Origin of the sequence: Rahnella sp. PAMC25559 (genome assembly GCF_050632365.1) — a bacterium.
GTDB classification, from domain to species: domain Bacteria; phylum Pseudomonadota; class Gammaproteobacteria; order Enterobacterales; family Enterobacteriaceae; genus Rahnella; species Rahnella rivi.
Genome location: NZ_CP192543.1, coordinates 4141272 through 4161112 on the forward strand (window position 1 = coordinate 4141272; position 19841 = coordinate 4161112).

Genomic DNA, 19841 nt, shown 5'->3' on the forward strand with positions numbered 1-19841 from the left:
GCGGAGTCAGGGTTTTTTATCGGTATTTACATGATTGGGATGTTTATTATCTGGCGGCAATACCCAGCTTTTTCATCCGTGATAATAACGTGGTGCGCTTTAGCCCGAGGCGCTGTGCGGCACCACGCGGCCCGGCCACCACGCCATTGGTTTCTTTCAGCACGGCCAGGATGCGTTCCCGTTCATCCTGATCGCTGAGTTGCGCCACCGCGTCCGTCTTCACCTGTGGCGCGACCACCGGCAAGGTGGTCAGCGGGTAATTCAGCTCGGGAAGTTGCAGATCTAATACCGTGCCGCGCGTCAGCAGCACCGCGCGTTCAATGACATTTTCCAGCTCACGCACATTACCGGGCCACGGCATACGGCTCAGCAGGCGCAGGGTTTCCGCCGGAATACTGTCGATGGTGCGCTTCATGCGTTTAGCGATTTTATAAGTGAGGAATTTCACCAGTTGCGGAATATCTTCCGGGCGCTCGCGCAGCGGCGGAATAATGATCGGAAAAACGTTCAGCCGGTAAAACAGATCGCTGCGAAATTCTTTGTCAGCCACCATCTGCTGCAAATCCCGGTTGGTGGCGGCGATCATCCGCACGTTGACCGAAATCAGTTTGTTACCGCCTACCCGTTCAAACTCCTGTTCCTGGAGGATGCGCAAAAGTTTAGGTTGCAGCTCGAGGGGGATTTCTCCGACCTCATCCAGAAACAGCGTACCTTTGTCCGCCAGCTCGAAGCGCCCCATCCGTTGTGCGGTCGCGCCGGTAAAAGAGCCTTTTTCATGGCCGAATAAATCACTTTCCATCAGCCCGGCGGGCATGGCCGCACAGTTCATTTTCACCATTCGCTGGTCACGACGATCGCCGAGATTGTGGATCGCTCTGGCGATAAGCTCTTTACCGGTGCCGGTTTCGCCGAGGATCAGCACCGAGCAGTCACTTTTCGCGACGATTTCCACCTGTTTCAGCACCGCTGACATACTTGAACTGCGCCCGACAATATCGCTGAAATCCGGGTTATTGCTGTTGATCTGCTCGGTGAGATACAGGTTTTCGTGTTGCAGTTTTTCTTTCAGGCTTTTGATTTCCTGATAGGCCAGTGCGTTGTCTACCGCGATGGCGATACGTTCTGCTATTTGTTGCAGCAGACGCAGATTCGCAGAATTAAAATTGTCCGGCTGGCACTGCGCCAGTTTGAGTACGCCCAGCGTTTTATGGCCGAAACGCAGCGGCAGAATACACAGCGTTTTGGTCTGCTCCCGCCACAGCAAATGGAACAGCGTGCTCTCTTCGCTTTCCCGCTCTGCGTCTGGCCGCACGTTAGTCAGCAGCATCTCGCCGCTTTTCATCACCTGCTGTTCAAGGGTGCCCTCCAGCGCCATCCGTGATTGTTCACGTTCCGCCACGTGCGCCTGCACGTAATGCGTGGCATAGACGCTGGCCGGTTCCGTCTCTTTTTCGGCATCGCATAACACGATGCTGATGGCGTTGATGTGAAAGAAATGGTGGATGGTTTTGGCGATTTCGCCGGTCAGTTCATCGAGATCCAGCTTGGACAGCACCGCGTTGGTGATATCCACCAGAATGCGAAAATCGTCACGTTCATGACGCAGCAGGGAGTGCTGAAACTGTGCATTTTCACGCAACCGGATCTGTTCGACGGCGATGGCGGCCAGCATGCAGAGTTCATGCAGACCCGCGTTGTCTTCCTCGCTGAACGGACGATCGTGCTGGCGGGTAAACTCGCAGCCGCCGAGCAGGCCGGTGGAGGCCAGCAGCGGCACCAGACAATAATCGGTAAACGGCGGATACAGATTCAGCGCAGCCAGTTGCGGATAGCGCAGGTTCAGCGCTTCGCTGCGCCACACCTGCGTTTTAGGGTTGTTCAGCAGGCCGTGCACCGGCCCGGTGGCTAACAGGGTTTCATCTTCATAACTGACCGGCTGATGGTGTGGATCGATACCGTAAAAACTGACGCGATCGCTGTTGCTGTCAAATAACACCAGCGTCACCGCTTCGGCGATACCGGCACTCTGAACCACCTGCGTCAGGGTTTCCAGCAGTGAAACCATGGTCTGTTGCAGCAACAGCGTGCGCGTCAGTTCCAGTAACCCTTTATGTTTTGTGATGCTCATTGTTGCACTCTGCATAGCGTTAGCTCTGGATACCTGTTCTTTCAGTTGCATAACTGGGTTGCAAAAATTTCTCCGAAGGGGCAGACCAAAAGTCTACCCCTTTCATGGCAGGCCACTCCCTGCCGAGATCAACAAATGCGGGGTAACGGCTCCGCATGGGGCAACATCAGCTGGCGGACGACGCCCAGCGCACCCCGTAAACAGACCTGCGGATGTTCCGTCACCTCGCCAATGGTCCGGGCATCGATGCCCAGAGGATGGCTGTGCAGGATATCCAGCACCGCCTTTTCCACCTGCGGGGACACCACCAGCACCAGTTTGCCTTCGTTGGCAAAATTGAGCGGCTCAAGCCCCAGCAGCTCGCAAATACCGCGCACCGCCGGTTTCACCGGCAGGGCATCTTCGTCGATGCAGATCCCGAAACCGCTGGCCTCGCAAAACTCATGCAAAATGGCATTGACCCCGCCGCGGGTGGCATCCCGCAGTGCGTGGACACCGGCCAGCGCACGCAGCGGCGCAATCATCGGGGCCAGCACGGCGCAGTCACTTTCCACCCCGAGATCCATACCCAGCTGTTCCCGCAGATTCAGGATCGCCGCACCGTGATCGCCGAGTGTGCCGCTGACAATCACTTTGTCTCCGGCCTCGAGGGTTTTCGCCGCCCACTTCACTGAGGTGGGGATCACGCCAATCCCGGCGGTATTGATAAAGATTTTGTCCGCCGCGCCGCGCTGCACCACTTTGGTGTCGCCGGTCACGATGGCAATGCCCGCATCGCGGGCGGTCTTCGCCATTGCGCCGACGATTTTCTGCAAATCCGCCAGCGGCAACCCCTCTTCGAGAATGAATCCGCAGGAGAGATAAGCCGGTGTTGCGCCGCTGACGGCCAGATCGTTCGCCGTGCCGCACACCGCCAGTTTGCCAATGTTGCCGCCGGGAAAGAAAATCGGATCGATAACGTAGCTGTCAGTGGTGAATGCCAGCCGGTCTCCCTGACGGGTGAGATCGGCCAGGTTCAGCCGCGCGCCGTCTTCACATTCGTTAAGCCAGGGGTTATCAAATGCGGCGCGAAACGTCCGTTCGATCATCTGCTGCATCGCCCGCCCGCCGCTGCCGTGCGCCATGGTCACCACGTCATTACGGTTACTCATCCTGCCACCTTCTGTCGTTGATGCGTCTGCACGCGTTGCGTTTCCTGATGCCGGTACTGATACCACGCGGCGCAGGCGCCTTCGGACGACACCATCAGCGCACCGAATGCGTTATGCGGCGTGCAACCGGTGCCAAACAGCGGGCACTGATGCGGCTTGCAGCGTCCGGTCAGCACTTCGCCGCAGCGTGCACGCGGATCGTCGGCGACCGACTGCGCCTGCGGGTTAAAGCGCCGCTCGGCATCGAATGCCGCGTACCCGGCAGTCAGCGAAATACCGGAATTTTCTATCAGCCCCAGACCGCGCCATTCGCTGCTGCCCGACAGCACAAACACCTCGCGCATGGCGTCCTGTGCCAGCAGGTTACCCTCTTCCGGCACCACGCGGCGGTACTGGTTTTCGGTTTTACACGATGCCTCGCAAACTTGTTCCACCAGCATCAGAACGCTTTGCAGCATATCCAGCGGTTCAAATCCGCTGATCACCAGCGGTTTACCAAATTGCGTATTGATAAAGTGATACGGCGCCGTGCCGATCACCATGCTGACGTGGCCGGGGGCGAGGAACGCATCGATGCGCACGTCGTCTTGTTGCAGCAGGCTGCGCAAGGTGGGGATCAGGCTGATGTGCTGGCAGAACACGCTGAAGTTCATCAGACCTTCACGCCGCGCCTGTTGCAGCGTCACGGCGGTCACCGGCAGCGTGGTTTCAAAACCAAGGGCGAAAAACACCACCTGACGCGCCGGGTTTTCCCGCGCCAGTTTCAGCGCATCGAGCGGCGAATAGACCACGCGCACGTCTGCGCCCCGTTCGCGCGCCTGTAACAGCGAACCCTGTTTACCCGGCACCCGCAGCGCATCGCCAAAGGTGCAGAAAATCACTTCAGGGTGCGCGGCGATTTCACAGCAGGCGTCGATGCGCCCCATCGGCAATACGCAGACCGGACACCCCGGCCCGTGGATAAACTCAAGCTGCGGTGGCAGCAGTTTATCCAGCCCGAATTTGAAAATAGCGTGGGTGTGGCCGCCGCAGACTTCCATAATCTGCATCGGTTTTGCGGCGCTGTAAGGCAGTTGCGCCGCCCGCTGATGCAGCCGTTCGATCAGCGTTTTGGCAAGTTTAGGATCGCGGAATTCATCGACAAATCGCATTATCTGGCCTCCCCTCTGCCGAGGAACAGCGCGACGTCGGCTTCCACTTCCTCCATGGCGTGCAGCGCCGCCAGCGTTTCCTGCGCCTCCTGTTCGTCGAGTTTGCTCAGCGCGAAACCGACGTGGATCAATACCCAGCAGCCGATCAGCGCCTGCCGGTTCTCACCGCCGACCAGCGCGATATTCACCTCGCGGCGCATTCCGCACACCTGCGCCCAGGCGTGGTCAGGTTGCTGATCGTGCAGGGCAACGATTTGCCCCGGAATGCCTATGCACATCGCTGTTGCTCCAGCCACGCCAGCCAACGCGCCATCCCCTCACCGGTGGTCGCGGAGAGCTGAATCACCTCAATGTCCGGGTTCACCTGGCGCGCATTGGCAATGCAAACCTCAACGTCAAACGTCACGTAAGGCAGCAGATCGATTTTATTGAGGATCATCAGCCGGGAAGCGGCAAACATATGCGGATATTTCAGCGGTTTGTCTTCGCCTTCGGTGACGGAAAGCACCGCCACTTTATGACGCTCGCCGAGATCGAAACTGGCGGGGCACACCAGATTCCCGACGTTTTCGATAAACAGCAGGCTGCCGTTTTCAGGTGCCAGCTGGTGTACCGCGTCGTGCACCATTTGCGCGTCGAGATGGCAGCCTTTACCGGTATTCACCTGAATCGCCGGCACCCCGGTGGCGCGAATGCGGTCAGCATCATTGGTGGTTTGCTGATCGCCTTCCACCACCGCGCAGCTCACCTGCGATGCCAGACGGGTCAGCGTGCTGGTCAGCAACGTCGTTTTGCCGGATCCGGGGCTGGACACCAGATTCAGCGCCAGGATCGACGCACTGGCAAAGTGCTCGCGGTTATGCGCCGCAATGTGATTATTCTTCGCCAGCACGTCCATTTCGATATCAATCAGGCGGCGCGGCGCAAACGGCAGGCCGTGGGAATGATCATCATGAGAGTGGAAATGTGGCGACGCGTCGTGAGGGTGCTGATGGGAATGTTGATGGAGATGTTCACTGCTGACGCCTTCAATCCGAAGTTCGCCACTGGCACAACCGCAGGTACTGCACATAATTTTCTCCCGGGGCAAAACGCGCCCGTTATTCGATTTCAATACGTTTTAATTTCATGCCGTCGTCAGCAACAACGCGGACATGACGGCCGCCGCACAGCGGGCAAAGCAGTACGCCGGGGCTGAGCAGACGGATGTCGAGCTGACAATCGTGACACCAGCACTCTGCCGCAGGTGTCGCAAGATGCAGCTCGCAGCCTTCGGCCAGCGTTTCGCGGCAGGCCAGTTCAAAACAGAATGTCAGCGCGTCAGGCTCGACGCAGGAAAATGCCCCCACTTCCATCCACACGGCGGTGATCCGGCGGGCATTATTTTGCCGGGCAAATTGCTGCATTAATTCGACGGCATTCTGGCACAGGGTTATTTCGTGCATAGCGTCCGCTCTTTTAAAAATGATGACAGTGCGCTGCAATATTAATGCCAGAGTGTATTCATGAGCTGATAAGGAAATATTTCCGCCGGTCTGTCATGCCAAGGCCGCCCCCGTCATATATGTCGAAATAAGGTGTCATCGACATGTCATTTAATTTCCCTTCCGCATCCCTGTTAATACGAAAAATATCCAACAACCTGAATTTAAAGCAGTTAACAGAAAAATTCCGCAACTGGCACGCTTTATGCCAATACAGCCCTATGCGCCGTATTTTCGTCGTCATCTGACATTTCGAAATGGCACCCTTACAGAACTCAACAACGGGTAACCACCATGAGCACTCTCAGCGAACTGACCACTAAAGCGGATTACATTGCCAGCAAAAATAATCAGCTGAAATCACACTGGCACACCTATCAGAACAGCCTGATTCAGGCGATCACCACAACAAATAAGAAAATAAATCATGAGTTTACCTGTAGCGAAGAGCAGGACATTCGCTTCACGCTGTTTAACCATTTCTCGGTCAGCATTCATCTGAGCGATGACTTTTACAGTCAGGACGTGATTTACAGCCTGAACATGGCACCGGCCAGCGAAGAACCGGACTTTAAAGCGTTTGCCCACGCCAGACTGAGCGAGGACGGCCATCTCGACGATGTGGTGGATATCCGTGACAAACATGCGGTACAGGAACATTACCTGAATAAGATTTCCGCTATTTATCAGTGCCTGTTCGATTCCCTGCATAACAATCAGGCCGTTTTACCGCAATTAGAAAAATTGCTGATTCAGGAAAAATAATCCTGCGGAATTCATTTTCACGGCGTGGCGAAAATAAATACCCCCTCGCTGAACTGCCGTTTCTTTAATGGGATTAATTCCGACATAAGTGTCGAAATGTCATTTTTAGTGCCGATTTCGTCATCTTTGACGAAATAGAAAGGAGAGGTCATGAGCGTTAAAACGGCCATGAATCAATATGTGATAGCCGACCCGAAACGTTGTATCGGCTGCAATACCTGTATGGCCAGCTGCTCGCAGGAACATCAGCGCCAGGGCTTACAGTCTGCTCCCCGTTTGCAGGTGATGCGTAACCGTCTGGATTCCGCGCCGGTCATGTGTCACCAGTGTGAAGATGCCCCCTGCGCGCAGGTGTGCCCGGTGAATGCCATCACCCGCGAAAATGACGCCATTCATCTGAATGAAAGTCTGTGCGTCAGCTGCAAACTGTGCGGTATCGCCTGCCCGTTTGGCGCGATCACCTTTTCCGGCAGTACGCCCGTGGACATTCCGCGCGACTGCAACACATGGAAAGCACAGCCCGCCCCGCGTGCACCCCGTGCGGTCAGCCCGTTTCTTGACTGCGTTCCCGGCATTCGCGCCGTGGCGGTGAAATGCGATTTGTGCAGCTTCAGCCCGCAAGGCCCGGCGTGCATCACCTCCTGCCCGACGCAGGCGATCACGCTGGTGACCGCCGGTCTGTCTGCCCGCGCCAGCCAGCAAAAACGCCTGAACGCCATGACCGTTTTCCCCGCCGATCTCCCGGTCGATTTAACCGCCTTCACCGCACCTGACGCGGAGACAAAATCATGACGTCTTTATTGGCTTTGACTCCGGCGTCCCTGCTGGCGCTGGCGCTGATGCTCTGGTTACTGAGCGGTGTCCTGAGCTGGCTGGTGGCGGTTTTTGCACGCCTGAGCAGCCTGATTTCCGGCCTCGGCGGCATGCTGGCCTCCCTCGCCGCCATGACGGCGGCGTTACAGATAGTGCACGGCGGCCCTGCGCAGGCGATCACGCTGCCGCTGCTGCATTTCGCGGCGGAGTTCAGCGCGCTGAACGGCCTGCTGCTGTTGGCGATGTCCGTTCCGGCGCTGTTTTGCAGCCTGTATGCCTGCGCATGGCTGAACGCGGTGAATTCACGCACGCGCGCACGCACCGGGCTGTTGTGCAATCTGCTGCTGGCCGCACTGGCCGCCGTGTCAGTGTCTGCCAATGCCGTTCAGCTGATTCTGATGATGGAGCTGGCGGCGCTGTGCGCCTATTTCCTGATCGTACAGAGCGACGATGTGAAAAGCCGTCGCGCCGGTCTGAATCAGTTTCTCTCGGGCCGCCTCGGCACGCTGTGCCTGATCCTGGCCTTTGCCCTGCTGCATCACACCAGCGGCAGCGTCAATTTTGAGGTGCTGCGCCAGGCAACGTTGACGCCGGGCATTAAATCGGTGGCGTTCCTGCTGGCGCTGGCGGGTTTCGGGCTGTACGCCGGGATTATCCCGCTGCACGCCTGGGTGCCGCAGTCACATTCCAGCGCGCCCGCTCACGCCGCCGCGCTGTTCTCCGCCGCGCTGATGAAAATCGGCATTATCGGCATCGTAAAAGTCGGTCTGGATCTGCTGGGCGCACCGCCACTCTGGTGGGGCCTGATGGTGTTGCTTCTGGCGATCCTGACCGCATTTATTGGCGGGCTGTACGCGCTGATGGAACATGATCTCCGCCGTCTGCTGGCTTATCACACGCTGGAAAACGTCGGGATTATCCTGCTCGGCGTGGGGGGCGCGATGGTGGGCGTGGCGCTGGATCTGCCGGTGCTGGCGTCGCTTGCGCTGCTGGCCGGGCTGTTCCATCTGTTCAACCACGGCCTGTTCAAAACCGCGCTGTTCCTCGGTGCCGGTGAAATCGAAATGCAGACCGGCATCAGGGATATGGAAAAACTCGGCGGTATTGCGCGGCTGATGCCGTGGACCGCCGTGGCGGTGCTGATTGCCCTGATGTCGATGGCGGCACTGCCGCCGCTCAACGGCTTTGCCAGCGAATGGCTGCTGTATCAGTCGCTGTTCCAGCTGAGCGCCAGCAAGGTGTTTATCGCGCGTCTGCTCGGGCCGCTGCTGGCGGTCGGTCTGGCGCTGACCGGGGCACTGGCGCTGATGTGTATTGCCAAAGTTTTCGGCGTCACCTTCCTTGGCGCACCGCGCAGTCAGGCGGCGGCGGATGCCACACCCGCCCCGCTGGCGATGACGCTGGGCAGTCTCTTACCGGCGCTGCTGTGCATTCTGTCTGGCGTCGCCTCCCCCTGGATCATTCCGCACTTTTCCGGCGTGGCCGCTGCCGTGCTGAATACGCCGCTCATGCCGTTTGCCCGAAACGGCGCGGCGGTGTCCGGCACCTCCGCCGTCTGTGCCCCGATGATTGCCCTGCTGCTTCTGGCGATGCCGTTACTGCCGTGGCTGATTGCCAGCCTGTTACGCGGAGCGCGTCTGCCGAACCGTGTGCGCGGCGACGCCTGGGCGTGCGGTTACGGGCATTCCGCTGAGATGGTGGTGACCGCCACCGGTTTTGCCCAGCCGCTGCGCGTGATGTTTGCGCCGTTGTATCACCTGCGCCAGCGCGCCACGCCTGCCGCGCTGGTGGCTGCCCTGCACCGGGGCTGGCTCGGGGCGTTCTGCCGTCGTCTGGCTTTCATCGAACTGGCCGTGTTGCTGGTTGTGGCTTTTGCCTGAGGAACTGAAGATGAATTTTCCCGTTTTGTTAAACACTGCCCTGTGGCCGCTGGCGCTGATCCAGGCGGTGGCCCTGCTGGCTGTCGCGCCGCTGTTCGCCGGTTTCAGCCGCGTGATGCGCGCCCGGATGCACAACCGGCAGGGGCCGGGCGTGTTACAGGAATATCGCGATATCACCAAATTACTGGCACGCCAGAGCGTGGCACCGGCGGCATCGGGCGCGGCGTTTCGCAGTATGCCGTATCTGCTGACCGGCGGATTGCTGGTCATCGCCACCGCCCTGCCAGCGGTGACGCTGGCATCACCTTTGGGAGCGGCGGGCGATCTGATCACCGTCATTTATCTTTTCGCCATCGTGCGCTTTGTGTTCGCCATCGCCGGGCTGGATACCGGCAGCCCGTTCACCGGCATGGGTGCCAGCCGCGAGGCGGTACTCGGCGTGCTGGTCGAGCCGATTCTGCTGCTCGGCCTGTGGGTCGCGGCGCTGGTGGCCGGTTCCACGTCACTCGGCGCGATTGCTGCCCGCGTGCTGCACTGGCCGGTGTCGTCTTCATTAACGCTGATTCTGGCCGCGCTGGCCTGCGCTTTTGCCACTTATATCGAAATGGGCAAGCTGCCGTTTGATATGGCCGAAGCCGAGCAGGAATTGCAGGAAGGCCCGCTCACCGAATACTCCGGCGCGGCGCTCGGCGTACTGAAACTGGGGATCAGCCTGAAGCAGCTGGTGGTGTTGCAACTGTTTCTCGGTCTGTTTTTCCCGTTCGGTCTGGCAGAACACCTCACGCCACTGACGCTGCTGATGGCGGTGATCGTCTGCCTGCTGAAACTGCTGGTTGCCGTTTTTCTGGTGGCACTGATTGAAAACAGCGTCGCCCGTCTGCGCTTTCTTAAAACCTCCCGCACCACCTGGGCGGGCTTCGGGCTGGCGTTTCTGGCGCTGGTGTCCTGGCTGGTCGCAGGCTGACCTGACATTTTTCGTGTCCCGCTGCGGCGGGAAGAGGCTTTGTAATGAGTGATTTCAATACCGCGTTAAACCAAAATCCGGTGGGTAAGCATTATCTGGCGGCGCTGGCGAAGCAGTTTCCTTCGGCAATTTTAGGCAGCGAATGGCAGACCGATACGCAGGCCACCGTGACCATCAAACTCAATGCCCTGCCGGAAGTGGTCGAGTGGTTGTATTACCAGCAGGGCGGATGGCTGTCGGTTTTATTCGGCAATGACGAGCGCACGCTGTGCGGCAACTATGCGCTGTACTACGTGCTGTCGATGGAACAGGGCGTGAAATGCTGGATCACCGTGCGCGCCGAAGTGGATCCCGTCTCGCTGGAATTTCCTTCCGTGACGCCCCGCGTACCGGCGGCCGTGTGGGGCGAACGCGAAGTGCGCGACATGTACGGCCTGCGTCCGGTGGGTTTGCCGGATGAACGCCGTCTGGTGCTGCCCGATGACTGGCCTGACGATTTATATCCGCTGCGCAAAGACGCCATGGATTACCGCCAGCGCCCTGCGCCGACCACGGACGAAGAAACCTATCCGTTTATTTCTGAGGCCAAAGAAGGCAGCAAAATTGTGCCGATCGGCCCGCTGCACGTCACCTCTGACGAACCGGGACATTTTCGTCTGTTCGTCGATGGCGAAGACATTATCGATGCCGATTACCGCTTGTTTTACGTGCATCGCGGCATGGAAAAACTGGCCGAAACCCGCATGGGTTACAACGAAGTGACGTTCCTGTCAGACCGCGTGTGCGGCATTTGCGGCTTCACGCACAGCGTCGCCTACACCTCATCGGTGGAAAATGCGATGGGGATCGTCGTGCCGGAACGGGCGCAGATGATCCGCTCGATTCTGCTGGAAGTGGAACGCCTGCACAGCCATCTGCTGAACCTCGGTCTGGCCTGTCATTTCGTCGGTTTTGACTCCGGCTTTATGCAGTTCTTCCGCGTGCGCGAGCAGTCCATGAAGATGGCGGAAATCCTCACCGGCGCACGTAAAACCTACGGCATGAACCTGATTGGCGGCATGCGTCGCGACATTTTAAAAGACGACATGATCGCCACCATTGCGCTGGCGGGCAGCATGCGTCGTGATCTCAACGAGCTGGTGGATATTCTGCTCAGCACGCCGAATACGGAACAGCGCAGCGTCGGCGTCGGCATTCTGGATCCGCAGGTGGCGCGTGATTTCAGCAACGTCGGCCCGATGGTGCGCGGCAGCGGCCATCGCCGCGATATGCGTCAGGATCACCCTTACGCCGGTTACGCCAAACTGCCTTTTGAGCTGTGCAGCGAAACCGGTAACGACGTCTATTCCCGCCTGAAAGTGCGCATCCACGAAGTTTTCAATTCCCTGAATATGATCGAGTTTGGCCTGCAAAGCCTGCCGGGCGGCCCGCTGGCGGTGGAAGGTTTCACCTATATTCCGCACCGCTTTGCGCTGGGTTTTGCCGAAGCACCGCGCGGCGACGACATTCACTGGAGCATGACCGGCGATAACCAGAAGCTGTTCCGCTGGCGCTGCCGGGCGGCCACCTACGCCAACTGGCCGACGCTGCGCTACATGCTGCGCGGCAATACGGTGTCCGATGCGCCGCTGATCATCGGCAGTCTCGATCCCTGCTATTCCTGCACCGACCGCATGACGGTGGTCGATGTGCGTAAGAAAACGACCATTGTCGTGCCTTACAAAGAGATCGAACGTTACGGCATCGAACGCAAAAATTCGCCGCTTTAAGGAGCCGCTTACTCATGCTGAAACTGATAAAAAAAGTGCTGAAAACCGGCACGGCGACGGTGGCCTATCCGTTTAAACCGCTGGATCTGGCACCGAACTTTCGGGGTAAACCGCAGTACACCGCGCAGCAGTGCATCGCCTGCGGCGCCTGCGCCAACGCCTGTCCGTCCAATGCGCTGACCATGACCACGGCAGAAGACGGCGAAACGATCCGCTGGCAGCTGTTTTTAGGGCGCTGCATTTTCTGCGCCCGCTGCGAGGAGGTCTGCCCGACGGCGGCCATTACGCTCTCACAGGAGTTTGAACTGGCGGTGTGGCGCAAAGAAGATCTGTTCGAAACGGCAGATTTCCCCGTCTGCCGCTGCCGTGAATGTGGCAAAGCCTACGCCGTGCAAAAGGAAATCGACTTTGCACTCAGCCTGTTACAGGAAAACGGCGCGCTGAGCGAGCGGCAAATCGCCGACCGGCGCATCCAGTATGAAACCTGTCCGGAGTGCAAAAAAATGCACTGTCTTTCTTCCACCGACCGCATTGATATCGGCCGACATATGACCACGGAGGCGCAGTCATGAGCCAGACGCTGATCGGCCCGCGTGACGAACATGGCCTGCCGGTGCCCGTCACCCTTGATGAAAGCATCGCCAAACTGAAATCCACACTGCTCACCAGTATCCGCCGCTCTGCCTACGTCTACCGCGTGGACTGCGGCGGCTGCAACGGCTGTGAAATCGAGATTTTCGCCGCGATCTCCCCGCTGTTTGATGCTGAACGTTTTGGGATCAAGGTGGTGCCCTCACCGCGCCATGCCGACATTTTACTGTTTACCGGTGCCGTCACCCGCGCCATGCGCGTACCTGCCCTGCGCGCCTGGGATTCTGCGCCTGATCCTAAAATCAGTATTTCCTACGGGGCCTGCGGCAACAGCGGCGGCATTTTCCACGACCTTTATTGTGTCTGGGGCGGCACTGACAAGATCGTGCCGGTGGATGTGTACATTCCCGGCTGCCCGCCCACGCCTGCCGCGACGATTTATGGTTTTGCGATGGCGCTTGGCCTGCTGGATCAGAAAATCAAAGGCCAGCAACACGACGAGGCCGCCCGCGAACCGGCGGCATTATTGCATCCCGACCTGCCGCAACCGCTGCGCGTATTGCTCGATCGCGAAGCCCGCCGCATGGCCGGTTACCGCTATGGCCGCCAGATTGCCGATCGCTTTATGGAGCTGGTCGCCGCGCCCGGCCTGCAACCGGTAGAACAGCGCATCTCGGCCTATCTGGATGAACAAGCGGATATGCGGCTCAACGAAATCGTCGGCAACCTGCAACAGATTTATCAGCAGGTGCTGCGCGGGGAGGTACGCCTGTGATGACCTCCGCCAACGATAACCGTTATGCCCGGCATCAGACCCCGGCGGGCATCACGCCTGAAAAGAACAAAGTGATTTTCTATTCGCTGAGCAGCAAGTTCGTCGATGAGAAGCGCGCGCAGAAACGCAGCGCGCAAAAAGTGCAGGAAGTCATTTATTACAGTCTGGCGATCGGCCATCACCTTGGGGTCATCGACTGCCTGAAATCCCGCCTCGAATGCCCGCTTGATGATTATCGCCGGTGGATAGACCTTCTGCCGGAGAACGGCGAGGCACACCGGAAACTGGCCGGAGTGCAACGCTTCGGCGAGATCAATATCGACAGCACACACACGCACTGCCTGGCGCTGGCGCTGCGCGCGGCCCGCCAGCAGATGACCCCGCAGCAACAGGGCTGGAGCGATGCGCTGGTCGCCCTGCTCCAGCAAATCGAAAACGACCCCGCCATGTACCTGATGGTCAGGAGATACGATGCCTGATTTACCTTCCCGCTACGCGCTGCTGTGCGTCGGCAACAGCATGATGGGTGACGATGGCGCAGGCCCGCGGCTGGCTGAACTGTGCGCCGAACGGCCACTGCCCGGCTGGACCGTCGTGGACGGCGGTGCCGCGCCGGAAAACGATATCGGTTTTTTACGCGAACTGCGCCCGCAGCATCTGGTGATTGTCGATGCCACCGACATGGGGCTGGCGCCCGGCGAAATGCGCATCATCAATGAAGAGGACATCGGTGAGATGTTCATGATGACCACCCACAACCTGCCGCTGACGTTTCTGATTCAGCAACTGCGTGACGATATCCCGGACATCACGTTTGTTGGCATCCAGCCGGATGTGGTGGCGTTTTACTACCCGATGAGCGCGGTGGTGGAACAGGCGGTCAGGCATCTGCATCAGCGGCTGCCGGCGCTGGAAACCGGCTTAGGTATCGCGCTTTATGCTGCCGGGGACGCCTGACATCGTCTATCGACACATCTGTCGAGGCAGTGACGAAGCGGGCATGACGTCAGCGCCCTGTTTCGTCACCGTCAATAATCACTTCGCTAACCCGTTGAATCAAAAGCGTAAAAATTAACCCTCTGAACTGGCACGGTTTATGTATAGCCAGAGCAGCAATGTCGTCAGGCCGGTGTCATCCGGCTTCATAAGAAAATCCGGAATCAGGAGAGTTGAAGATGAACCGGTTTATTATCGCCGACCCTAAAAAATGTATCGGCTGCCGTACCTGTGAAATTGCCTGCGTCATGGCTCACAGTGAATCGCAGGATATCTCGCTGCTCAACGCCGCCACCTTTGCGCCGCGTCTGCACGTGATCAAAGGCGTTAATCTGAGCACCGCCGTCATGTGCCGCCAGTGTGAAGACGCGCCCTGCGCCAATGTCTGCCCGAACGGGGCTATCAGCCGCGTCGGCGACCGCGTTCAGGTGATGCAGGAGCGCTGCATCGGTTGTAAAACCTGTGTCGTTGCCTGCCCGTACGGCGCAATGGAAGTGGTCACCAAACCGATTTTCCGCCAGAACGGTGCGGCCATGACCGCCACCTCTGACAAAGCCGAAGCGCATAAATGCGATTTGTGCCACGCCCGTGCCGGCGGCCCGGCCTGTATGGAAATTTGCCCGACGAAGGCGCTGTACGCCATCGACCGCAATCACTTACAGGAAATGAACGCAGAAAAACGCCGCCGCGCTGCGCTCGATAGCACCTCCCCCCTGCTGTTTTAACCTCGGATAGAGGAAGGAAGATCATGAAAAAAGTCACCACTGTCTGCCCATACTGTGGGGCGGGATGCAAAATGAATCTGGTTGTGGATAACGGTAAAATTATCCGCGCAGAAGCTGCCAATGGCGTGACCAATCAGGGCGAACTGTGCCTGAAAGGCTATTACGGCTGGGATTTTCTCAATGACACTAAACTGCTGACGCCGCGCCTGACACAGCCGCTGATCCGCCGCCAGAAGGGCGGGAAATTCGAAGCGGTCAGCTGGGATGAAGCCATCCGTTACACCGCGCAGCGTCTGAAAGAGATCAAACAAAAACATGGCCCGCGTTCGATCATGCACACCGGTTCTTCCCGCGGAACCGGCAATGAAACCAACTATGTGATGCAGAAATTCGCCCGTGCGGTGATCGGCACGAACAACGTCGACTGCTGCGCCCGCGTGTGTCACGGCCCGTCGGTTGCCGGTTTGCAGGCCACCCTCGGCAACGGCGCGATGAGTAATTCCATCGGCGATATTGAGAATTCCAAATGCCTGCTGGTGATCGGCTATAACTGTGCCGACTCACACCCGATCGTTGCCCGCCGGGTGATCAAAGCCAAAGAGAAAGGCGCGCAGATCATTGTGTGCGATCCGCGTCGTATCGAAACCGCGCGCATCGCCGATCAGCATCTGCAAATCAAAAACGGCTGCAACATGGCGCTGGTGAATGCGTTTGCCCATGTGCTGATCGAAGAAAATTTGTATGACCACGACTACGTCGCCAAATACACCGAAGGCTTCGAGGAGTACCGCAAAAACGTCGCGGATTATTCGCCGGAAAAAGTCGCCGAACAGACCGGCGTCAGTGCACAGCAAATCCGTCAGGCAATGCGCACGTATGCCGCCGCGCCGTCTGCCACCATCATGTGGGGCATGGGCGTCACGCAGTTTGGTCAGGCAGTGGATGTGGTGAAAGGGCTGGCCGGGCTGGCATTGCTGACCGGAAACCTTGGCCGGGCAAACGTCGGCGTCGGGCCGGTGCGCGGTCAGAATAATGTGCAGGGTGCCTGCGATATGGGCGTGCTGCCAAACGAATTCCCCGGCTATCAGTCAGTGACCGATGCCAAAGTCCGCGCAAAATTCGCCGATGCCTGGGGTATCGACGTGAATCAGATGGATGCACAAATCGGCCACCGCATCACCGAGATCCCCCATCTGGCGCTGGAAGGACAGGTAAAAGCCTATTACATCATGGGCGAAGATCCGTTGCAGACCGAAGCCGACTTAAGCCTGGTGCGTAAGGGCTTCGAAGCGCTGGATTTTGTGGTCGTGCAGGACATCTTCATGACCAAAACCGCCGAGCAGGCCGATGTGATCCTGCCGGCCACCTCCTGGGGTGAGCACGGCGGCGTATTCTCCTGCGCCGACCGCGGTTTCCAGCGTTTCGAGAAAGCCATCGAACCGAAATACAACGTCAAGCGTGACTGGGAAATCATCAGCCTGCTGGCAACGGAACTGGGCTATCCGATGCATTACAACGATAACCAGGAAATCTGGGACGAAATGCGCGAGCTGTGCCCGCTGTTTTACGGCGCAACCTACGAAAAAATGGGCACGCTCGGGCATATCCAGTGGCCGTGCACCACGCTGGAAAGTCCGGGGACTCAGTACCTTTATCAGGACAATCATTTCGACACGCCAACCGGCAAAGGCCAGCTTTTCGCTGCACCGTGGCGCGCCCCGGCTGAAGTGCCGGACGGCGAGTATCCGCTGGTGTTGTGTACCGTGCGCGAAGTCGGCCACTACTCCTGCCGTTCAATGACCGGTAACTGCGCCGCCCTGCAAACGCTGGCCGACGAGCCGGGCTTCGTGCAGATGCACCCGCAGGACGCGCAGGCGCTGGGGATCCGCGATCAGCAACTGGTCTGGGTCGCCTCCCGCCGTGGCAAAGTCATTTCCCGCGCCAACTTTAACGAGCGTATCAATATTGGCGCGGTGTACATGACCTATCAGTGGTGGATCGGTGCCTGTAATGAGCTGACGCAGGAAAATCTGGATCCGATCTCAAAAACGCCGGAAACCAAATACTGTGCGGTCAACGTGGAAAACATCGCCGACCAGCGCTGGGCGGAAGACTTTGCACAGCAAAGTTACAGCGACATGAAAGCACGTCTGCGCCGTGCCGTTGAAGATGTGATCCCGGTGGTTGAAGTTTAGGTTAATGGAGATCCGCACCTCAAAGTGTGAGGTGTCGTTTTGCTCCCTCCCCTGCAAAGGGGAGGGGTCGGGAGGGGGTATGAATGACAACGCGGGATCCGCCGTGGCCATGAATCCCTCCTCCCCGCATTTAAAAAGGGTTTTTATGTCTGGCTTACTCATTCGCATCAGTGGCAAAGTCCAGGGCGTCGGTTTCCGGCCTTTTATCTGGCAACTGGCTGACCGTTTACAACTTCGCGGTGAAGTCTGTAACGACAGCGCGGGAGTGGAAATCAGACTGCTGAAACCGGTCAATATCGACATTTTTGTCGAACAGTTACAACGCCACTGCCCGCCGCTGGCGCGCATTGACAGCATTACGCTGGGTCCTTTCGACTGGCAGGATCCGCCACACAGTTTCACGATCACCGGCAGTCGCAAAAGTCAGATGGACACTCAGGTGGTGCCGGATGCCGCGACCTGCCCGGCCTGTCTGAAGGATATTCAGCAGCCCGGCGATCGTCGCTTCGGCTATGCCTTCACCAACTGCACCCACTGCGGCCCGCGCTTTACGTTGATCCGTTCAATGCCCTACGACCGTCCTTCCACCAGCATGGCGGAATTTACGCTGTGCCCTGCGTGTTTACAGGAATATCACAACCCCGCCGACCGGCGGTTTCATGCGCAGCCGGTCGCCTGCCCTCACTGCGGGCCGGGGCTCAGCGCCACCGGACAAAATGGTGAGGTGCTGGCACAGGATCAGGCGGCCATCGCGCAGGCCGTGATTGCGCTGCGCGCCGGTAACATTGTCGCCATCAAAGGGCTGGGCGGTTTTCATCTGGCCTGTGACGCCACGCAGCAGGCCGCCGTGATGCGGCTGCGGGCACGAAAACATCGTCCGACAAAACCGCTGGCCGTGATGCTGCCGGACATCCGCTGGCTGGCGCGCTGCACGGAGGACCCGGCGTCGCCCGCGCTGCGGGAAGTGTTGCAGTCCCCCGCCGCGCCCATCGTGCTGACGCAGAAAAAAAACCGCTCTGTGCTGTGTGAGGCCATCGCCCCCGATTTAGATGAGGTCGGTCTGATGCTGCCGTTTACGCCGCTGCATCATTTACTGATGCAGGCATACCCGACACCGCTGGTCATGACTTCGGGAAATGCGGCGGGTTGCGCACCGGCGTTATCCAACACCGACGCGCTGCGCCAGCTCGACGGCATTGCCGATTTGTGGCTGCTGCACAACCGTGAAATCGTCCAGCGTGCCGATGATTCACTGGTACGCCTGACCCCGCAGGGCACTGAAATATTGCGTCGTGCCAGAGGTTATGTGCCGGACGCCCTGCCATTGCCGCCGGGTTTTCTCGTGCAACCGACGTTGCTTGCGCTCGGAGGCGATCTGAAAAATACGTTTTGTCTGGTACGCGGCGGGCAGGCGATACTCAGCGCGCACTTTGGTTCGCTGGCGCACCGCGATATTGCCCTGCAACAGCAGCAGGCGATTGAACATTTCCAGCATCTTTATGCCTGTACGCCCGTGACTCTCGCCCGCGATGCGCATCCCGCTTATATCAGCCATGTTCAGGCGGATAAGTCCGGCACGCGGGTGGTGGATGTATTGCATCATCATGCCCACATCGCCGCCTGTCTGGCGGAACACCGCTGGCCGCTGGAGGGCGGAAACGTCATCGGGCTGGTGCTGGATGGCCTGGGATACGGTCAGAAAGGCCAGCTTTGGGGCGGCGAATGCCTGCTGGTGAATTATCGCCGGTGCGAACACCTGGGCGGATTACCGCCGGTGGCTCTGCCGGGCGGCGACCGCGCCGCGCGTGAACCCTGGCGAAATCTTCTGGCGCAGTGGATGGCGTTTGTGCCGGGCTGGCAGCACCTTCCTGAAGCGCAAACGTTGCTTACTCAGCCATGGCAGCCGCTGTGGAAGGCGGTGGTGGCGGGCATCAATTCCCCGCTGGCCTCCTCCTGCGGGCGTTTATTCGATGCCGTGGCAGCCGCGACCGGCTGCGCGCCGGAAAGTCTGAGCTGGGAAGGTGAGGCCGCCTGCCGTCTGGAAGCGCTGGCACATCAGGCGTACGGCGTAAAACATCCTGTCACCCTGCCGCTCATTCACGCCGCTGACGGCACCTTTCTGGATTTGGCCGTTTTCTGGCAGCAATGGCTCGGCTGGCAGGCGACACCTGCCGAACGCGCGTTCGCTTTTCATGACGCACTGGCACAAGGTTTTGCTGCCCTGGCCCGCTATTACTGCGCGAAAAACGGCACCCGCACTGTCGCGCTGAGCGGCGGCGTGCTGCATAACCGGCTGCTGCGCCAGCTTTTACATCAGGCTTTATCGCCACTGCACGTTCTGTTGCCGCGGGAATATCCGGCAGGTGACGGCGGGCTGGCTCTGGGTCAGGCGGTTGTCGCCTGCGCCCGTCTTCAGTCTGTTTCTGGTTTCAATCTGAATTAACAATAAGGATC

18 protein-coding genes are annotated in these 19841 nt (G+C 58.8%); 12 read left to right on the forward strand and 6 right to left on the reverse strand.

Annotated elements, in window-relative coordinates; translation table 11 throughout:
- Positions 1-46: 46 nt before the first annotated feature.
- The 6 genes from flhA to hypA form a co-directional block, all read right to left on the reverse strand.
- Complete coding sequence (gene flhA, locus ACQZQY_RS20055) at positions 47-2128, reverse strand: formate hydrogenlyase transcriptional activator FlhA (protein WP_235533422.1); 2082 nt, start codon at positions 2126-2128, stop codon at positions 47-49.
- A gap of 128 nt (positions 2129-2256) precedes the next feature.
- Positions 2257-3279: a hydrogenase expression/formation protein HypE gene (hypE, locus tag ACQZQY_RS20060; RefSeq protein WP_431296278.1), complete on the reverse strand. Its 1023-nt coding sequence runs from the start codon at positions 3277-3279 to the stop codon at positions 2257-2259.
- Entirely contained in the window at positions 3276-4430 is a 1155-nt protein-coding gene (hypD, locus tag ACQZQY_RS20065) for a hydrogenase formation protein HypD (RefSeq protein WP_390972763.1), read from the reverse strand. The genes hypE and hypD overlap by 4 nt, the downstream gene beginning before the upstream one ends.
- Entirely contained in the window at positions 4430-4708 is a 279-nt protein-coding gene (locus ACQZQY_RS20070; RefSeq protein WP_431296279.1) for a HypC/HybG/HupF family hydrogenase formation chaperone, read from the reverse strand. The genes hypD and ACQZQY_RS20070 overlap by 1 nt, the downstream gene beginning before the upstream one ends.
- Positions 4699-5502: a hydrogenase nickel incorporation protein HypB gene (hypB, locus tag ACQZQY_RS20075; RefSeq protein WP_122097493.1), complete on the reverse strand. Its 804-nt coding sequence runs from the start codon at positions 5500-5502 to the stop codon at positions 4699-4701. Before hypB ends, ACQZQY_RS20070 begins: the two co-directional genes overlap by 10 nt.
- Before the next feature lie 28 nt (positions 5503-5530).
- A complete protein-coding gene (gene hypA, locus ACQZQY_RS20080) occupies positions 5531-5875 on the reverse strand; it encodes a hydrogenase maturation nickel metallochaperone HypA (RefSeq protein WP_056774386.1) in 345 nt (114 codons plus the stop codon).
- Positions 5876-6208: 333 nt separating this feature from the next.
- Between hypA and ACQZQY_RS20085 the strand changes: the two genes are divergently transcribed.
- From ACQZQY_RS20085 to hypF, 12 genes are all read left to right on the forward strand, one after another.
- On the forward strand, positions 6209-6679 hold the full coding sequence (locus tag ACQZQY_RS20085; RefSeq protein WP_122097492.1) for a formate hydrogenlyase regulator HycA: 471 nt from the start codon (positions 6209-6211) through the stop codon (positions 6677-6679).
- A 168-nt stretch (positions 6680-6847) separates the two neighbouring features.
- Positions 6848-7471, forward strand: a complete 624-nt coding sequence (locus tag ACQZQY_RS20090; protein WP_183848246.1) for a 4Fe-4S dicluster domain-containing protein — start codon at positions 6848-6850, stop codon at positions 7469-7471.
- Positions 7468-9372: a proton-conducting transporter membrane subunit gene (locus tag ACQZQY_RS20095; RefSeq protein WP_431296280.1), complete on the forward strand. Its 1905-nt coding sequence runs from the start codon at positions 7468-7470 to the stop codon at positions 9370-9372. Before ACQZQY_RS20090 ends, ACQZQY_RS20095 begins: the two co-directional genes overlap by 4 nt.
- Positions 9373-9382: 10 nt before the next feature.
- On the forward strand, positions 9383-10336 hold the full coding sequence (locus ACQZQY_RS20100) for a respiratory chain complex I subunit 1 family protein (protein WP_431296281.1): 954 nt from the start codon (positions 9383-9385) through the stop codon (positions 10334-10336).
- Positions 10337-10380: 44 nt separating this feature from the next.
- Positions 10381-12105 (forward strand): NADH-quinone oxidoreductase subunit C, encoded by a 1725-nt coding sequence (locus ACQZQY_RS20105; protein WP_056774229.1) that lies wholly within the window; start codon positions 10381-10383, stop codon positions 12103-12105.
- Between the two features lie 14 nt (positions 12106-12119).
- Complete coding sequence (locus ACQZQY_RS20110) at positions 12120-12677, forward strand: formate hydrogenlyase complex iron-sulfur subunit (protein WP_431296282.1); 558 nt, start codon at positions 12120-12122, stop codon at positions 12675-12677.
- Positions 12674-13471, forward strand: a complete 798-nt coding sequence (locus ACQZQY_RS20115; protein ID WP_431296283.1) for an NADH-quinone oxidoreductase subunit B family protein — start codon at positions 12674-12676, stop codon at positions 13469-13471. Before ACQZQY_RS20110 ends, ACQZQY_RS20115 begins: the two co-directional genes overlap by 4 nt.
- Positions 13471-13950: a formate hydrogenlyase maturation HycH family protein gene (locus ACQZQY_RS20120; RefSeq protein ID WP_056774219.1), complete on the forward strand. Its 480-nt coding sequence runs from the start codon at positions 13471-13473 to the stop codon at positions 13948-13950. The genes ACQZQY_RS20115 and ACQZQY_RS20120 overlap by 1 nt, the downstream gene beginning before the upstream one ends.
- The gene (gene hycI / locus ACQZQY_RS20125; RefSeq protein ID WP_056774216.1) at positions 13943-14428 is read left to right on the forward strand and encodes a hydrogenase maturation peptidase HycI; all 486 of its coding nucleotides are present in this window, start codon (positions 13943-13945) and stop codon (positions 14426-14428) included. The genes ACQZQY_RS20120 and hycI overlap by 8 nt, the downstream gene beginning before the upstream one ends.
- A gap of 218 nt (positions 14429-14646) precedes the next feature.
- Positions 14647-15192 carry an electron transport protein HydN gene (gene hydN, locus ACQZQY_RS20130; protein ID WP_056774212.1) on the forward strand — a complete coding sequence of 182 codons (546 nt, stop codon included), beginning with the start codon at positions 14647-14649 and terminating at the stop codon, positions 15190-15192.
- A 23-nt stretch (positions 15193-15215) separates the two neighbouring features.
- On the forward strand, positions 15216-17387 hold the full coding sequence (gene fdhF / locus ACQZQY_RS20135) for a formate dehydrogenase subunit alpha (protein WP_431296284.1): 2172 nt from the start codon (positions 15216-15218) through the stop codon (positions 17385-17387).
- Positions 17388-17532: 145 nt separating this feature from the next.
- Positions 17533-19830, forward strand: a complete 2298-nt coding sequence (gene hypF / locus ACQZQY_RS20140) for a carbamoyltransferase HypF (protein WP_431296285.1) — start codon at positions 17533-17535, stop codon at positions 19828-19830.
- Positions 19831-19841 lie beyond the last annotated feature (11 nt).

What these genes read in the sequence shown, in the direction of transcription:
- flhA (WP_235533422.1), bottom strand. Translation starts at nt 2,128, where the DNA reads ATGAGCATCACAAAACATAAAGGGTTACTGGAACTGACGCGCACGCTG.
- hypE (WP_431296278.1), bottom strand. Translation starts at nt 3,279, where the DNA reads ATGAGTAACCGTAATGACGTGGTGACCATGGCGCACGGCAGCGGCGGG.
- hypD (WP_390972763.1), bottom strand. Translation starts at nt 4,430, where the DNA reads ATGCGATTTGTCGATGAATTCCGCGATCCTAAACTTGCCAAAACGCTG.
- ACQZQY_RS20070 (WP_431296279.1), bottom strand. Translation starts at nt 4,708, where the DNA reads ATGTGCATAGGCATTCCGGGGCAAATCGTTGCCCTGCACGATCAGCAA.
- hypB (WP_122097493.1), bottom strand. Translation starts at nt 5,502, where the DNA reads ATGTGCAGTACCTGCGGTTGTGCCAGTGGCGAACTTCGGATTGAAGGC.
- hypA (WP_056774386.1), bottom strand. Translation starts at nt 5,875, where the DNA reads ATGCACGAAATAACCCTGTGCCAGAATGCCGTCGAATTAATGCAGCAA.
- ACQZQY_RS20085 (WP_122097492.1), top strand. Translation starts at nt 6,209, where the DNA reads ATGAGCACTCTCAGCGAACTGACCACTAAAGCGGATTACATTGCCAGC.
- ACQZQY_RS20090 (WP_183848246.1), top strand. Translation starts at nt 6,848, where the DNA reads ATGAATCAATATGTGATAGCCGACCCGAAACGTTGTATCGGCTGCAAT.
- ACQZQY_RS20095 (WP_431296280.1), top strand. Translation starts at nt 7,468, where the DNA reads ATGACGTCTTTATTGGCTTTGACTCCGGCGTCCCTGCTGGCGCTGGCG.
- ACQZQY_RS20100 (WP_431296281.1), top strand. Translation starts at nt 9,383, where the DNA reads ATGAATTTTCCCGTTTTGTTAAACACTGCCCTGTGGCCGCTGGCGCTG.
- ACQZQY_RS20105 (WP_056774229.1), top strand. Translation starts at nt 10,381, where the DNA reads ATGAGTGATTTCAATACCGCGTTAAACCAAAATCCGGTGGGTAAGCAT.
- ACQZQY_RS20110 (WP_431296282.1), top strand. Translation starts at nt 12,120, where the DNA reads ATGCTGAAACTGATAAAAAAAGTGCTGAAAACCGGCACGGCGACGGTG.
- ACQZQY_RS20115 (WP_431296283.1), top strand. Translation starts at nt 12,674, where the DNA reads ATGAGCCAGACGCTGATCGGCCCGCGTGACGAACATGGCCTGCCGGTG.
- ACQZQY_RS20120 (WP_056774219.1), top strand. Translation starts at nt 13,471, where the DNA reads ATGACCTCCGCCAACGATAACCGTTATGCCCGGCATCAGACCCCGGCG.
- hycI (WP_056774216.1), top strand. Translation starts at nt 13,943, where the DNA reads ATGCCTGATTTACCTTCCCGCTACGCGCTGCTGTGCGTCGGCAACAGC.
- hydN (WP_056774212.1), top strand. Translation starts at nt 14,647, where the DNA reads ATGAACCGGTTTATTATCGCCGACCCTAAAAAATGTATCGGCTGCCGT.
- fdhF (WP_431296284.1), top strand. Translation starts at nt 15,216, where the DNA reads ATGAAAAAAGTCACCACTGTCTGCCCATACTGTGGGGCGGGATGCAAA.
- hypF (WP_431296285.1), top strand. Translation starts at nt 17,533, where the DNA reads ATGTCTGGCTTACTCATTCGCATCAGTGGCAAAGTCCAGGGCGTCGGT.